Source organism: Sporosarcina ureae (genome assembly GCF_002109325.1).
GTDB classification, from domain to species: Bacteria; Bacillota; Bacilli; order Bacillales_A; family Planococcaceae; genus Sporosarcina; species Sporosarcina ureae_C.
Window position 1 is genome coordinate 3,197,057 of sequence record NZ_CP015348.1, and the last position, 14,994, is coordinate 3,212,050.

General features: G+C 41.7%; 15 protein-coding genes and 1 riboswitch. Of the genes, 13 read left to right on the forward strand and 2 right to left on the reverse strand.

Features of this window, described 5'->3' with window-relative positions; all coding sequences use genetic code 11:
* Nucleotides 1-524: 524 nt before the first annotated feature.
* Nucleotides 525-1,757, reverse strand: a complete 1,233-nt coding sequence (locus SporoP32a_RS15640; RefSeq protein WP_085428755.1) for a CynX/NimT family MFS transporter — start codon at nt 1,755-1,757, stop codon at nt 525-527.
* A 74-nt stretch (nt 1,758-1,831) separates the two neighbouring features.
* Here SporoP32a_RS15640 and SporoP32a_RS15645 point away from each other — a divergent pair, with 74 nt between their 5' ends.
* The 3 genes from SporoP32a_RS15645 to SporoP32a_RS15655 all read left to right on the forward strand — a co-directional run bounded on the left by SporoP32a_RS15645 (nt 1,832) and on the right by SporoP32a_RS15655 (nt 5,416).
* Entirely contained in the window at nt 1,832-2,758 is a 927-nt protein-coding gene (locus tag SporoP32a_RS15645) for an AEC family transporter (protein ID WP_085428756.1), read from the forward strand.
* Between the two features lie 489 nt (nt 2,759-3,247).
* Nucleotides 3,248-3,349: riboswitch (purine riboswitch) on the forward strand.
* Between the two features lie 130 nt (nt 3,350-3,479).
* Nucleotides 3,480-4,067 (forward strand): xanthine phosphoribosyltransferase, encoded by a 588-nt coding sequence (locus SporoP32a_RS15650; RefSeq protein ID WP_085428757.1) that lies wholly within the window; start codon nt 3,480-3,482, stop codon nt 4,065-4,067.
* Nucleotides 4,064-5,416: a nucleobase:cation symporter-2 family protein gene (locus SporoP32a_RS15655; protein ID WP_085428758.1), complete on the forward strand. Its 1,353-nt coding sequence runs from the start codon at nt 4,064-4,066 to the stop codon at nt 5,414-5,416. The genes SporoP32a_RS15650 and SporoP32a_RS15655 overlap by 4 nt, the downstream gene beginning before the upstream one ends.
* A gap of 41 nt (nt 5,417-5,457) precedes the next feature.
* Here the strand turns inward: SporoP32a_RS15655 and SporoP32a_RS15660 are convergent, their stop codons facing one another.
* Nucleotides 5,458-6,360: an aldo/keto reductase gene (locus SporoP32a_RS15660; protein WP_085428759.1), complete on the reverse strand. Its 903-nt coding sequence runs from the start codon at nt 6,358-6,360 to the stop codon at nt 5,458-5,460.
* A gap of 72 nt (nt 6,361-6,432) precedes the next feature.
* Between SporoP32a_RS15660 and SporoP32a_RS15665 the strand changes: the two genes are divergently transcribed.
* The 10 genes from SporoP32a_RS15665 (at nt 6,433) to SporoP32a_RS15710 (ending at nt 14,939) form a co-directional block, all read left to right on the forward strand.
* A complete protein-coding gene (locus tag SporoP32a_RS15665; protein ID WP_085428760.1) occupies nt 6,433-6,966 on the forward strand; it encodes an NUDIX hydrolase in 534 nt (177 codons plus the stop codon).
* A 64-nt stretch (nt 6,967-7,030) separates the two neighbouring features.
* Nucleotides 7,031-7,543, forward strand: coding sequence for a hypothetical protein (locus tag SporoP32a_RS15670; RefSeq protein ID WP_085428761.1), 513 nt, complete (start codon nt 7,031-7,033; stop codon nt 7,541-7,543).
* 96 nt (nt 7,544-7,639) lie between these two features.
* A complete protein-coding gene (locus SporoP32a_RS15675) occupies nt 7,640-8,116 on the forward strand; it encodes a ferric iron uptake transcriptional regulator (protein ID WP_085428762.1) in 477 nt (158 codons plus the stop codon).
* Between the two features lie 43 nt (nt 8,117-8,159).
* On the forward strand, nt 8,160-9,050 hold the full coding sequence (xerD, locus tag SporoP32a_RS15680) for a site-specific tyrosine recombinase XerD (RefSeq protein ID WP_085428763.1): 891 nt from the start codon (nt 8,160-8,162) through the stop codon (nt 9,048-9,050).
* A 24-nt stretch (nt 9,051-9,074) separates the two neighbouring features.
* Nucleotides 9,075-10,268 (forward strand): phosphopentomutase, encoded by a 1,194-nt coding sequence (deoB, locus tag SporoP32a_RS15685; protein WP_085428764.1) that lies wholly within the window; start codon nt 9,075-9,077, stop codon nt 10,266-10,268.
* A 7-nt stretch (nt 10,269-10,275) separates the two neighbouring features.
* Nucleotides 10,276-11,571: a pyrimidine-nucleoside phosphorylase gene (locus SporoP32a_RS15690; protein WP_085429112.1), complete on the forward strand. Its 1,296-nt coding sequence runs from the start codon at nt 10,276-10,278 to the stop codon at nt 11,569-11,571.
* A 327-nt stretch (nt 11,572-11,898) separates the two neighbouring features.
* Entirely contained in the window at nt 11,899-12,252 is a 354-nt protein-coding gene (locus tag SporoP32a_RS15695) for an STAS domain-containing protein (protein ID WP_085428765.1), read from the forward strand.
* Entirely contained in the window at nt 12,242-12,688 is a 447-nt protein-coding gene (spoIIAB, locus tag SporoP32a_RS15700) for an anti-sigma F factor (RefSeq protein WP_085428766.1), read from the forward strand. The genes SporoP32a_RS15695 and spoIIAB overlap by 11 nt, the downstream gene beginning before the upstream one ends.
* Before the next feature lie 3 nt (nt 12,689-12,691).
* Entirely contained in the window at nt 12,692-13,480 is a 789-nt protein-coding gene (locus tag SporoP32a_RS15705; RefSeq protein ID WP_085428767.1) for a SigF/SigG family RNA polymerase sporulation sigma factor, read from the forward strand.
* Between the two features lies 1 nt (nt 13,481).
* Entirely contained in the window at nt 13,482-14,939 is a 1,458-nt protein-coding gene (locus SporoP32a_RS15710; RefSeq protein WP_085428768.1) for a spore germination protein, read from the forward strand.
* Nucleotides 14,940-14,994 lie beyond the last annotated feature (55 nt).

Genomic DNA, 14,994 nt, shown 5'->3' on the forward strand with positions numbered 1-14,994 from the left:
ATTCTTTCTAAAACGGTGTAATAGCTGAAGTTCCACTAATTTCATGTACATATTTCGTGGTTCTGTTCTATTGACATAGTCACCATTCCTGATCGATATAAGCACTTTTCCATGCTAACGAATTGCTTCATAAGTATCACGTGCACTCAACATGATAAAGTATGAATCTGCTCCAATATGTACCTTGTTAATCTGTAGGATTTGCCATAATAAAATACACGAAAAGTTAGATATCACTCTAGCTTGTAGAGTGCACATTATTATTGGATCATCTATTTATGAGTTAACATAATTTATTAATGAGTTTTAGTTATACATTGGCAGTGCAAAAACAGCAAACAACTGCCTGTTATTTGGATTGCTAACAAGCTATTTAAAACTGCAGGCTTTTTATACTCTAGGTTTATACACTGGTTAAACGAAGAACCCCAATTCGTATGAATTGGGGTTCTTCGTTTAATTATTGAAATGCGTTTTTATAATAGTGAACTAAAGAGCGTAACCCCAAATGTATTCTCACTTTTTTATGATGCATTCTGTTTTGGTTCAAGCGAAATATAACGTTTCTTACCTGCGTACATACCACTGATAAATAGTATAGTTGCAACAACTATGAATGTATAAAGTGGTGCCGTCCATGAACCTGTAAAGTCATGAAGCATACCAAACAGTACAGGACCTACGGACGCGAGTAAGTATCCGATCGACTGCGCCATTCCGGAAATTGAAGCCGCTTGGTCTGGTGTGTTGGTACGTAAAGTGAAGAACATCATAGCGAGTCCAAATGCCGAACCGCCTCCAAGACCAATGAAAATCATCCAAAGTGCAGTCAGGCTTTCGCTTCCGAACTGTACACCACCGTAGCCAATTAAATAACAAGCGAAAACAGCTACGACAAGGATACGTTGATCACGTACTTTATCAGCAACCACCGGTATGATAAACATCATAGGCAATTGTGCGAGCTGGACAAGCGCTAACATCCATCCAGCAGCATCAGCGGTCATACCATTCGTTTGCAACACAACGGGAATCCATGATGCTGTCGTATAAAATAAGAACGACTGCAGTCCCATGAAAATCGTGATGCTCCAAGCTAGTGGTGAGCGCCAAATAGGAAGAGCTGGTTTCGACTTTGTGTTTTTCTGAACTGTTTTGATGACTTCTTTCTTTTTTCGAATTTGTGGAATCCATACTATAATCGCTAGTAATGTAATGACTCCCCAAATCCCAAGTGCGCCTTGCCAACCAAACACTGTTTCATTGGCAATGGGAGAAGCGATACCAGAAGCAAGTGTTGCAGATATACTCATAGACACGGAGTACAATCCCGTCATCAATCCGATATGTAAAGGGAAGCTCATTTTAAGAAGACTTGGCAATAGGACGTTTGCAAATGCGATTCCTACTCCAATTAAAAATGTACCGATTAGTAGCAATGTGCTAGTACCGACAGAACGCATGATGATCCCTAGTAATAAAATAATCATTGCATAGAAAAGCGTTCTAGACATGCCAAATCGTTTTGCAATCCTTGGTGTAAAAGGTGATACAATAGCAAATGCCAGTAGCGGTATGGTTGTTAGAAATCCTGCTAACGAGTTAGAAATTTGCAGTTGATCACGAATGTTACTGATAATAGGCCCTACAGATGTTAGTGGGGAACGGATAGTAGCGGCTAAAAATAAAATACCTGCTAATAATACCCACTGACTCTTAGGGAAATGTAAATGTTTACTTGGTCGTTCTTTTTCCATTGTGAAGCCTCCTGTATTCCTTGAAGATTGTTCTGAGAAGTATGTAGTCGTAGCAGCAGAAAGGAGATTCCTTTGTGGAGTACTTACTCATAGTCTTTGTAAATGTTATCACACCGATGCTGATTTTATTAGGAATTGGTGTTGTTTTACAAATAAAGTTTACTTTTAATGTTAAGGCATTAGGCAATATTCTGACATATTGTTTGATACCTGCCGCCGTATTCATGAACTTATATCATACCGTTATTGATGTAGAAATCTTACTTGACGTATTAATGTTTGTTGTATTATTCACGACCACTTTAATAATTACTGGTCATTTATTCAGTAAAATATTGCGTCTAAATCGCCAGCAAACCGCCGTAATGAAGAATAGTATCGTGCTCATCAACTCAGGAAACTATGGATTACCTGTCAGTCAGCTAGTCTTTCATGCGAATCCGCTTGGTGTATCGATTCAGATCGTTTTGATCGTCTATCAGAACTTACTGACGTATTCATATGGATTGTATAATCTCGTATCTTCCACGCAGTCGGGAAGAGACATTGCAAAACAGTTTCTTCGCATGCCGATTATCCATGCTTTGTGGCTAGGTGCTTTGCTTAACTTGGCCGATATCCAGTTGCCGCAGTTTATCGAGCTACCGATCGGTCATTTATCGGATGCTTTTATCGCCATCGCACTCATCACACTTGGCGCACAGTTAGCACAGATTAAAGTGAAGACACTTTGGAATCGTTTGATCTACCTTAGCGCTATCGGCCGACTCATCATCTCCCCAGCCGTTGCGTTACTGTTGATCTTACTGTTAAAAATAGACGGGGTCACGGCTCAGTCACTGTGGATCGCCAGTTCGTTTCCAACATCGAGAAATAGCTCAACACTAGCATTGGAATACGACGTAGAGTCCGAGCTAGCAGCCCAAATCGTCCTATTCAACACCGTAGCTAGCAGCTTCACAGTAGGCGTAGTAATTTATCTTTCATCTATTTTGTTTTAATCAACGAATAGGAGAGGGTAGTCGTATAGGGATTTGCGCTTCGGAGGGGACGTGTGTCCTATGGATGGGCGGTGAACCACACCCCTGCGTAGGCTCGGGCGTCCCACTGATCCTCCAGGAGCCCTCCTACGCTACAATCCCTAGCAAAGTAAGTAGAAGTTACTTGTTGTTGCTCATTGAAATAAGTGTTGTAAAAGGTTTTGAACTTCAGTACTTGAACTTAAAATAAGTTAAGACAAAACAATGATTGAGATACTAGCTACAGTGAGTGACCCAAGTACTCGTACTCTCAACGTAGGATGGAAGCGTCCCCCCAATTGGTGCTTCCATCCCGAACCACTCACTATTAATTCTCTCTCAAAACAACACCTCATTCCAATTCAGCCCAACTTTTTGTCAAGAATATGTCTATATGCTTGCTAAGTTAAAGTTACAGAACTAATCGTAGAAGATACATATTGAAAAAATGTCGAATCGTGCTATACTGTTAGCATTCAGTTAAATAAGACTCATATAATCACGGGGATATGGCCCGTAAGTTTCTACCGGTCTACCGAAAATAGACCGCCTATGGGGAGAATGAAAAGCAGCTTTCTTTGTCGTTCGACAAGAAATTGCTTTTTCATTTTTAAAAGCGTACATGCCGCTCTCTCATAGTTGTTATATGGGAGTATGGCATATACGCTTTTTTTATTCGGAAAAATGAAGGGAGCATAACAGCGTGGAGTTGCTAAAAAACAAGATTCGACAAGAAGGTAAAGTATTATCAGAAGAGGTATTGAAAGTGGATTCGTTTTTGAATCATCAAATCGATCCATTATTGATGCAGGAAATCGGGAAAGAGTTTGTAAGCCGATTTAGCGATCAAAACATCACAAAAATCATCACGATTGAATCTTCAGGTATTGCTCCAGCGACGATGGCAGGAATGATATTAGGCGTTCCGGTAGTATTTGCCAGAAAACGTAAATCTCTTACATTGACGGATCACCTCTACTCCGCGGAAGTGTATTCTTTCACGAAGAAGGAATCGAATGATATTTCAGTTTCGAAAGATTTTATATCAAGTGAAGATACGGTATTGCTAATTGACGATTTCCTTGCAAACGGACAAGCCGCGCTTGGATTAATAGATATCGCAAAACAGGCAGGTGCAACGATCGCAGGTGTTGGAATTGTCATTGAAAAATGCTTCCAACCGGGTGGAGATTTAATCCGAAAAGAAGGCGTGCGTTTAGAGTCGTTGGCTGAGCTTCAGTCATTACAAAATGGTCAAGTCCAGTTTGTTGGGGAGGAAACGGAACGATGAAAACTACGCTGCTAGGTTTTCAGCATTTACTAGCTATGTATGCAGGCGCAGTATTGGTTCCACTCATTGTCGGAAATGCGATTGGTTTAACTCCGACACAATTGACGTATCTAGTTTCAATTGACATTCTAATGTGCGGGATCGCGACAATATTACAGATTTCACGTAATAAATATTTCGGTATCGGTCTACCTGTAGTTCTTGGTTGTACGTTCACAGCAGTAGGTCCGATGATTTTGATAGGTAATGATTACGGTATTTCAGCTATTTACGGTGCAGTCATTGCATCGGGTGCAATTATTTTCTTCATCAGTCGTTTCTTTGGAAGTCTTGTGAAGTTCTTCCCTCCAATCGTCACGGGTTCTGTTGTGACAATCATTGGCCTTACGCTAATTCCGGTCGCTATCACGAATATGGGTGGCGGACAAGGGGCTGAAGATTTTGGCTCAATGATCAATATTGGTTTATCATTTGGAACATTATTGTTCATTATTTTGATGTTCCGCTTCACTACAGGATTCTTACAATCTATAGCCATTCTAATGGGATTGGTTGTAGGTACAGTGGCTGCTGTAATGCTTGGTATGGTAGACTTTTCAAATGTCCAAGAAGCATCGTACGTTCATATTGTTACACCATTCTTTTTAGCGACACCTACTTTCCACTTGTTGCCGATTGTGATCATGACTTTGGTTGCGATGGTTTCACTTGTAGAATCAACGGGGGTATACTTCGCGCTTGGTGACATTTGTGAGCAAGAAATCGATCAGAAGATGTTAGAAAAAGGATATCGTGCAGAAGGATTGGCTTCTGTTATAGGCGGTATCTTTAACGCATTTCCATACACGACATTTTCTCAAAATGTTGGCTTAATGCAGTTATCAGGTGTGAAATCACGTCGAGTAGTATTCGTTACTGCAATTATGTTGATTTCCTTAGGCTTCTTGCCGAAAGTAGCAGCTTTAGCAACGATCATTCCACCAGCCGTTCTTGGTGGAGCAATGGTAGCAATGTTCGGAATGGTTGTTTCACAAGGTATTAAAATGTTAATTCCTGTTATCTCAAAAACTCAGGATAATGCAATGATCGTTGCATGTTCAGTCGGACTCGGTCTAGGAGTTGCAGCAGTGCCTGACCTATTCCAACAACTGCCTAAAAACGTGCAAATCTTAACGAATAATGGAATTGTGCTAGGAAGTATCATGGCTATATTCTTGAATATCATTTTTAATATGATTCCTTCAAAGAAAAAACAAATGGCTAAACTGGTAAATGAAGCAAAAGCTATGCCGCTTAGCATAAAAGAAGGACCTTCTTCGGTCTTAGTAAGTACAGCGGATCATAAATAAGAAAAGAGCGACTGCCAAAATGCAGTTGCTCTTTTTGTATTTCACAGTCGATGCTGTTCATATTGATGTTGTTTTGTTATGTTTACTAATTTCTTTAGTATATGTGGATCTATTTGCGTGTCATAAGCTGTTAATGATTCACGAAGTTGTGCTTGTGTTCTGGAACCTATCAAAGCCGACGCGACAGCAGGCTCTTTAAGGACGAAAGCAAGAGCGTACGCCTGTAAGTCGTTTGTTTCCTTTGAAAGAGCTTGAACTGTCTGCTGCAGCTCGGATTGTGGATAGGATACGAAACCATTTGCTTTCTTGACGCGCACCATACTTTCATGTGTGAGCAAGCCTTTTGCTAGCGTCCCTCTAGTGATAACCGATGCCCCTTTTTCTACAATCATAGAAAAGTATTCTTCAGGACGTCGATCTAGCAAGTTATACTGCATCATGACAGAAACGGCGTTGCTAGTACTCAGAAAACGGTCAATTACAGTAGGTCGAATACTTGAGATGCCGTATTCACGTATGATGCCTTCTTTTTTTAATGTTTCAAATGCCTCGATTGTTTCTTCAGCATCATCTTCCATCGTCCCGCCGTGAAGTTGATACAAGTCGATATAATCGAGTTGTAAACGTCGTAAACTTTGTTTAACAGCGTCCATGATATGTGCTTTTGAAGGATCCCAAGTCCAAGACTCTTCTCCTGAAACCCACTTGTTACCGGCTTTCGTCGCGATGATCAAATCTTGACGTTTTTCTTTCAACACTTTTCCTACGAGTTCTTCATTTGTTCCTTTATCATAAAGATCTGCTGTATCGAAGTAGTTGATGCCGTGATTTACTGCTTCATCGAGTACAGAACGAGCCGCTTCGAGTTCAGTTGGTAATGACATACAGCCCAATCCGAGTTCAGAAACTAATAAATTACTAGAACCAATTGTACGCTTCTTCATGTGCCTCACTCCTTTCGTTTCATGGTACAATGAATGCGGGATATAAAACCAATGGAAAGGGTTGAGTGCTGCATGAAGTTTGAAGAAAGAACCCTCTCAACAGAGCACATCTTTACAGGTAAAATCATTTCGGTGCAAGTAGACGAAGTAGAATTGCCTGATGGAAAAATAGCGAAAAGAGAATTAGTAAAACATCCAGGTGCCGTGGCGGTTATCGCCTTAACTGAAGATAAAAAAATCGTGTTAGTTGAACAGTACAGAAAGCCTTTGGAACGAACGATGCTAGAAATACCTGCTGGCAAGATTGAGCTTGGTGAAGAACCTAAATTGACGGCAATTCGTGAGCTTGAGGAAGAGACCGGGTACCGTGCGAATTCATTCGAATATTTGCAGACTTTTTCCACTTCACCTGGCTTCGCGGATGAAATCATTCACTTATATGTAGCTAAAGAGCTCGAGAAAGTGGAACAGCCTGCTGTAGGGGATGAAGATGAATTCATTGAAGTACTAGAAGTAACTATTGAAGAGGCAGAGGAATTCATTGCAAATGAAAGGATTTATGATGCCAAGACGGTTGCTGCTGTCTGGTATGTAAAAAACCTATAAAGGATTGAGCTATTTCTGGACGGACAAGCATATGTTATAGAAACGATGCGGAGGTGTCCTATTTATGGCTCGATCATTGTCTTTTGTGTATTTATTCGTTATACTCGCAATCAGTTATATAGGAGGGGCTTTATTATTCAGGGAGTGGCCGGTCACGTCGCTAGAGCAGATCATCGGTTTATATGATCAGCGCGTAGTGAATGGATCTGAAGCAGCTTTGTGGTCGCCTGTTGTGGTGACATTGAGCTTTATTCTAGTAACCATCATTCTGTCTAAGTATAAAAGACTCCGTTTTATCACTATGTTTCTTGGTGCAATTAAATGTGCTCTTTTTGGTTTGTCATCTACCTACTTATTATCGACAGGCTTAAAATTGGTATCCTATACGATTTGGTGGTTCCCATTTCAATTAATCAGCTGTTTGTTGTTCTTGATTTTATGCTCGGTGTTGAACCCGCCGTTTTTCGCTGCACCAGCAAATAAGAAAGATCGCCCACTAACTGCCGTGCCACCATTAATTGCTTTATTGTTGATCACGCAAATATTGGAACTATCGATCTTTCATTTTATAAAGTAATGTCCACTACACACTATAATGAACTGAACCTTTCCTTTCTATTGTCATCTGGAACGACAGTTTGGTATAATGGAAACAATTTGAGGGGGGCGTCGTATGGAAAGCCGAATTGAACGAATCAAGAAGCAATTGCACGGGGCCAGCTACAAGTTGACGCCTCAGCGTGAAGCGACTGTAGCAGTTCTTCTGGAAAATGAAGAAGACCATTTAAGTGCAGAAGATGTATTTTTACTAGTAAAAGAAAAAGCACCAGATATTGGTCTAGCGACTGTATATCGTACATTAGAATTATTAACTGAACTTAAAGTTGTCGATAAAATTAACTTTGGCGATGGTGTAGCACGTTATGATTTGCGAGAAGAAGGCGCTGCTCGATTCCACCATCACTTAATTTGTTTAGAATGTGGAACGGTTGATGAAATTCAAGAAGACCTACTTGGCGAAGTTGAAAAAGTCGTAGAAGGTCGTTATGGTTTTACAGTCAAAGATCACTGGCTGACGTTTCATGGAATTTGTAAACGTTGCAAAGTGAAGGACGAAGAGAAAGAGCAAGAAGACAATGGGATGGCCTAAGCGCTATCCTTTTTTACTTTCATGTTAGAAAGGAGGAAGGTCTATGAAAGATGCGCAGTTTGCATTAGAAGATTATGTGCATTTCTTAGTAGTTGAAAGGCAGCTATCGCAAAATACGGTCAAGTCTTACCAACGAGATCTGGTGGCCTATTTGCATTTCATTGAAAACTTGTCATTGGAAACACTTAATTCGATCGAACGTGCAACCGTTCTACAATATTTGCAGCAGTTAAAAGATAGTGGTAAATCCAGTCGAACGCTTTCCCGGCATATTTCCTCCATTCGTTCATTTCATCAATTTTTAGTAAGAGAGCAAGTGACGACACATGATTGTACGGTACATATTGAATTACCTAAAATCGAACAAAAATTGCCAGATGTGCTCTCTATTCCTGAAATAGAGCGGCTGATTAATGCAGCGGATGGCAACACTTCACAAGGGATGCGTGATATTGCATTGCTTGAATTGTTATATGGAACCGGAATGAGGGTAAGTGAATTGATAGCGATCGATTTAGCTGACCTTCATTTGACAATGGGCTTTGTGCGCGTGTTCGGAAAAGGCAGTAAAGAACGGATTGTACCGCTAGGACGTTCAGCAATCGATGCTTGTACAAAGTATTTGAATGAAGGGCGTCCGCAGTTCATTCGTGATACGGAAGCTGTGTTTTTAAATATGCACGGCAGAAGGCTGACGAGGCAGGGATGTTGGAAAATCCTGAAAGATACTGGAGTGAAGGCGGGAATTCAGAAAGTTATTTCGCCTCATTTACTACGCCATTCATTTGCAACACATTTAATCGAAAACGGAGCCGATTTGCGTGCGGTTCAGGAAATGCTTGGTCATGCCGATATTTCCACGACGCAACTTTACACGCATGTCAGCAAAAAACGCTTGAAAGATGTCTATAGTCAATTTCATCCGAGAGCTTAAATTACTATTACTGGAGGTTTTCACATGAAAGAATTTCGTTATAATCGCATTCATTTAATCGTGCTCGACTCTGTAGGAATCGGTGAAGCGCCGGATGCTAAAGCATTTGGTGACGTTGGCTCCAATACACTTGGACATATTGGTGAAGAGATGGATGGGCTGAAACTACCGAACTTGGAACGCTTAGGTCTTGCAAACATTGCACCGATCAAAGGTCTAGTGCCACAAAAAGAAGCACAAGGATATTATACAAAAATGCAAGAAGCGTCTGTCGGTAAAGATACGATGACAGGACATTGGGAAATCATGGGCTTACGAATCGATGATGCGTTCAAAGTATACCCAAATGGCTTTCCAAAAGAATTAATTGATGAGCTAGAATTAAAAACAGGCAGAAAAGTTATCGGAAACAAACCGGCAAGTGGTACGGAGATTATCGAAGAACTTGGCGAAGAGCATATGAAGACAGGTGCTCTCATCGTTTACACATCTGGCGATCCAGTGCTACAAATTGCAGCTCACGAGGAAATTATTCCAATTGAAGAGCAATATCGTATTTGTGAAATCGCAAGAGAACTAACTCTGCAACCTGAATTTTTAGTTGGACGCGTTATTGCACGTCCGTTTGTTGGAGAACCTGGAGCGTTTTCACGCACAACAAATCGTCATGATTATGCCCTTAAGCCATTTGGTAAAACCGTAATGAACGAGTTACAGGATAAAGGGTATGACGTCATTGCAATTGGCAAAATCGCTGATATATATAATGGCGAAGGTGTAACGGAAGCAGTCCGCACAACAAGTAACATGGATGGCGTGGATAAGCTCGTCACGGTCATGCAAAATGAATTTGAAGGACTTAGCTTCGTCAATTTAGTAGATTTTGATGCGTTATATGGTCACCGACGCGATCCGATAGGCTACGGTAATGCACTTGAAGAGTTTGATGCACGCATGCCTGAGATTATGGATGCGCTACGACCGGATGATTTATTGATTATCACAGCAGATCACGGCAATGACCCGATTCATGAAGGGACGGATCATACTAGAGAATATGTACCGTTACTCGTTTATTCACCTTCAAACACAGGAGCTGGCCAACTGCCAATCCGTAAAACTTTCTCTGATGTCGGTGCGACAATTGCCGAGAACTTCCAAGTAGATATGCCTGAGCATGGTGAAAGTTTCTTGTCTTCATTAACAAAGGAGGATTAAGCTTATGTTGCGTATGGTAGATATTATTGAAAGCAAGCGAGACGGGGAAGAGCTGACTAAAGAAGAAATTGAGTTTTTTGTGACAGGTTACACGAATGACTCGATTCCTGATTATCAAGCCAGTGCTTTTCTTATGGCGATTTACTTTCAAGGTATGACGACGGAGGAGCAAGGCTATTTAACAATGGCTATGGCTAACTCTGGTGATCAAATCGATTTATCGGCTATTGAAGGTATAAAAGTGGATAAACACTCAACAGGTGGAGTGGGGGACACGACAACACTCATTCTAGCTCCATTGGTTGCTGCATGCGGTGTGCCGGTCGCGAAGATGAGCGGTCGTGGCCTAGGTCATACAGGAGGTACGCTAGATAAACTTGAAGCGATTGATGGCTTCCACGTGGAAATCTCCACGGATCAATTCATTCAGCAAGTTAATGACTTGAAGATCGCTGTCATTGGTCAAAGCGGGAATTTGACCCCGGCTGATAAAAAACTTTATGCGCTCCGAGACGTTACAGCGACTGTTAACAGCATTCCGTTGATCGCAAGTTCTATCATGAGTAAAAAGCTGGCAGCGGGTGCAGATGCCATCGTATTGGACGTTAAGACAGGTGCAGGAGCTTTCATGAAGACATTGGAAGATTCCAAGCAATTGGCGGATGCCATGACTGCTATTGGAAATGAAGTAGGGCGAAACACAAGTGCCGTTATTTCAGACATGAGCCAGCCGCTTGGACTTGCGATTGGCAATGCGCTAGAAGTAAAAGAAGCGATCGACACGCTACAAGGAAGAGGACCAGCTGATTTAACTGAGCTATGTTTAGTACTTGGAAGCAAGATGTTGCTCGCAGCAAAACAAGCCACAACGCAAGAAGACGCGCGCAAACAATTACAAACTGTCATGGAGAACGGCGATGCGCTACGCTTATTTGGACAGTTAATCAAAGCGCAAGGTGGCAACGAAAAGGTCATAGAGGATACAAATCTATTGCCACAAGCACAGTATCAAATAGAAGTGCCTGCAACCAAAAGCGGCTATGTATCCATGATTGACGCTGATGAAATAGGCGTAGCTGCGATGCTTCTCGGCGCAGGCCGTGCAACAAAAGAAGACATCATCGATCTCGCGGTTGGAATTGTGCTACGCAAGAAAATAGGTGACTTTGTAGAAAAAGGCGAAGCGCTCGCGGTACTCCATACAAACACCGAACAAGTAGATGATTCAATCAAACTGCTGCAATCTCATATGCATATCTCGAAAGAAAAAATTCAAGCACCATCACTCATTCACCCTTTATAATCCATAAAAACCATGTACCTGAAGGACTCCAGAAATTGGACTCCTTCAGAGTACATGGTTTTTTTGGTTCTATGTGTAAAAGTGCTTCCAACTGTACAGACTCTGTTGTAGCTCGTGAAGAGTGAAGAAGTGACATCATTTAATACACAATGGCGACTCTCGCAGGAAATCGTCCGACCAGAAAGCAAATCAAAGTTGCTTTCCTATTTCTATTAATTTCTGTCACTACGTAAGAAGTTTTGGGGATGGCTGACTAGTTTTGTCAAAACTAAAGGATACCGGTTCTAAATGTGCGACAATGCCTTCATGAAGGAGGCGTAGCTACACATGGCAACTATTACACAACTGGAAAACGGCATAGTCCTGATCACGCTAGCAGGAGAACTTGACAACCATGAAGCCAACCAAATTAGAGAAGAAGTATCTACTGCTATATTCACAGGAAAAACACGCGCAATCATCTGGGATCTTTTCAATCTAGGATTCATGGACAGCGCAGGGATTGGACTTATACTCGGAAGAATGCGTGATCTAGTCCCTGTTAATGGAGAAACACTTATATTGAATCCATCTCCAACAATGGAAAAGCTATTCCAATTTTCAGGTCTCGGAGATGTCGTCAGAATTTGTACAGTCGAAGAAGCAATCGACGAAATCGGAGGGGTTGTACATGAAAAATGAATTGACCTTGTCGTTTCTGGCGATAGAACAAAATGAAGCACTTGCCAGAATGGCACTGACATGTTTTATCGCACCGCTAGATCCGACACTGGAAGAACTTTCGGAATTTAAAACAATTGTTTCGGAAGCTGTCACTAATGCCATCATCCACGGCTACGAATGCGATGGTAAAAGTATGGTGAAGATCCACGCCACGATAGATGACCGTTCGGTAAAAATGACGGTTTCAGATGAAGGAATGGGGATCTTCGACATAGAGCAAGCAATGGAGCCGATGTTCACGACCAAACCACAAATGGAACGCTCCGGTATGGGCTTTACTATCATGGAAAGTTTCTCGGACGGTATCCGTGTAGATTCTACCCTTGGAAATGGGACAATCGTGACATTTGAGAAAAGTTTTTCTCCGGTCACAGAAGTAAGTAGAATGAGGTGACGTATGGAAGCATCTGTTGAGAAGCAACACGCTCTATTGTCACAAGAAAAAATGCGAGAACTCATCAAAGAATCACAAGCGGGTGACAAAGAAGCTAGACGAATGATGGTAGAAGGCAATACAAGACTCGTATGGTCTATCGTTCAACGCTTTGCTTCGCGTGGTGCGGATTTAGAGGATTTATTTCAAATTGGCTGTATTGGCTTGATGAAATCTATAGATAAGTTCGATCTAACATACGAGGTAAAGTTTTCAACGTATGCAGTGCCGATGATCGTGGGAGAAATTCAACGCTATCTACGTGACGATGGAATGGTGAAAGTCGGGCGTACGATTCGGGAATTGAGTTATAAAATTCGTCACGCAACCGATGACTTTTTCAAGAAGCATGGACGTTCACCTTCCATTTCAGAAATGGCAGAAATATTGGAAGTGAAACAGGAAGATATTATTCTGGCTTCTGATGCGCTCAGAGATCCGGCTTCCTTACATGAACAATTATATGAGAGTGAAGGTGACAGTTTGACGCTGATGGACCAGCTTCGCGACGATAGGTCGGAGAGAGTATTCGATCATATTCCGTTACGAGATGTCATTACCCGTTTGAACAAGCGGGATCAGACGATCATTTATATGCGCTATTATTTGGATTACACACAAAGTGATATTGCGAAACGAATCGGTATATCACAGGTGCAAGTATCACGGTTGGAGAAAAAGATTCTGACACAAATGAAAACATGGATGGGCGCAGATGCCGAAGATGCGCTCGAAAAGGCGAGGAGACCATAATTTGACCGATACACTATTTACGTCCATAAGAGAAGGGGAAAGGTGGTTCATCAATCAGTTTGGCGAAGATGAAACATTCGATGCGACTAAACGGGTGATCCACCTATGGGATAAAGAAATACTTCTTCTGTATATGAACGGGTTAGTGGATGGTGAGGTCTTAACTACCTTAATGACCGAAATGCAGGACCGTAATGAATTATTTACAAGTGAATCTGTTGAGAATATTGATCGCGCCATGGTCGATTATTTTCCGTATCATTCCCTGGAAGTTGTGAAGGATGAAGATCAACTCGCGAAAGCGATCTTAAGTGGGTTAGCTGTATTCGTCATGAAAGATGGTTTCACATTTGCACTTGATGTGCGATCCTATCCAGGCAGAAGTCCCGAAGAACCGGATACTGAAAAAGTCATACGTGGCTCTAGAGACGGATTTACGGAAAACATCTTGACAAATACAGCGTTAATCCGAAGACGTTTACGTACAACGGATCTACGTTTTGAAATGCATGAAACGTCAGTAAAAGGTAAGACAGATATTGCGATCACCTTTTTGAAGGGCGCCGCAAATGAGGGACATTTAAATTTCGTAAGGGAACGACTGGATGCTTTAGAAACAGATGGCTTGACGATGACCGATAAATCTCTTGAGGAATTCCTTTTTAAACAAGGGTTTCATCCGATGCCGTTCGTTCGGTATACGGAACGCGCTGATATTTGTGCAGCGCATTTACTTGAGGGACATATCGCGATTATTGTAGATACGTCTCCATCTGTCATTTTAGTTCCTGTAACGCTAGTGCATCACTTACAACACGCCGAAGAATACAGGCAAGCGCCTTTAATCGGTACATTCATCCGGATGGTACGCTTCGCTGGGACGTTTTTAAGTTTAGTGATCCTGCCATTCTGGTATTTGATGTCAGTAGAAAAACAATTCGTTCCAGAAGCGATCAAGTACATCGGTCCGAATGAATGGGGAGAAGTGCCCCTATTTGTTCAGTTGATGATTGCGGATGTAGGTATTGAGGTATTACGTATGGCCGCAATCCATACTCCAACGCCACTTTCGACCGCCATGGGGCTCGTTGCTGCTATTGTGATTGGACAAGTGGCGATTGACGTAGGCTTATTCTCTTCGGAAGTTGTGCTATATGTGGCAGTAAGTGCCATCTTGACATTTGCGATACCTTCATTCGAATTAAGTATTACGACTAAGGTATTCCGGATTTTCTTATTGGTCTCTGTTGCCTTGTTAGGCGCACCAGGCTTCTTCATAGCGCTTGCTGTCATTTATTATTACTTATGTTCATTGAAGCCGATGAATGTGCCATATTTGTGGCCGTTCACACCTTTCTTCCCGAAAGCTTTGCTACGTGTATTGATTCGCTTCCCTATGACAATCGATGACCCACGGCCGTTTATCACAAAATCACCAAACCGTGACAGAATGTCGTAAAGATAAGTAGACCTTCTATCGTTCGTTGCTACTTTCCGTCTTCTTGTGATAAAGT

Bases quoted from the DNA above. Each gene is read 5' to 3' on its own strand.
- SporoP32a_RS15640 (WP_085428755.1), bottom strand. From the start codon at position 1,757: ATGGAAAAAGAACGACCAAGTAAACATTTACATTTCCCTAAGAGTCAG.
- SporoP32a_RS15655 (WP_085428758.1), top strand. From the start codon at position 4,064: ATGAAAACTACGCTGCTAGGTTTTCAGCATTTACTAGCTATGTATGCA.
- SporoP32a_RS15660 (WP_085428759.1), bottom strand. From the start codon at position 6,360: ATGAAGAAGCGTACAATTGGTTCTAGTAATTTATTAGTTTCTGAACTC.
- SporoP32a_RS15665 (WP_085428760.1), top strand. From the start codon at position 6,433: ATGAAGTTTGAAGAAAGAACCCTCTCAACAGAGCACATCTTTACAGGT.
- SporoP32a_RS15670 (WP_085428761.1), top strand. From the start codon at position 7,031: ATGGCTCGATCATTGTCTTTTGTGTATTTATTCGTTATACTCGCAATC.
- SporoP32a_RS15675 (WP_085428762.1), top strand. From the start codon at position 7,640: ATGGAAAGCCGAATTGAACGAATCAAGAAGCAATTGCACGGGGCCAGC.
- xerD (WP_085428763.1), top strand. From the start codon at position 8,160: ATGAAAGATGCGCAGTTTGCATTAGAAGATTATGTGCATTTCTTAGTA.
- deoB (WP_085428764.1), top strand. From the start codon at position 9,075: ATGAAAGAATTTCGTTATAATCGCATTCATTTAATCGTGCTCGACTCT.
- SporoP32a_RS15695 (WP_085428765.1), top strand. From the start codon at position 11,899: ATGGCAACTATTACACAACTGGAAAACGGCATAGTCCTGATCACGCTA.
- spoIIAB (WP_085428766.1), top strand. From the start codon at position 12,242: ATGAAAAATGAATTGACCTTGTCGTTTCTGGCGATAGAACAAAATGAA.
- SporoP32a_RS15705 (WP_085428767.1), top strand. From the start codon at position 12,692: ATGGAAGCATCTGTTGAGAAGCAACACGCTCTATTGTCACAAGAAAAA.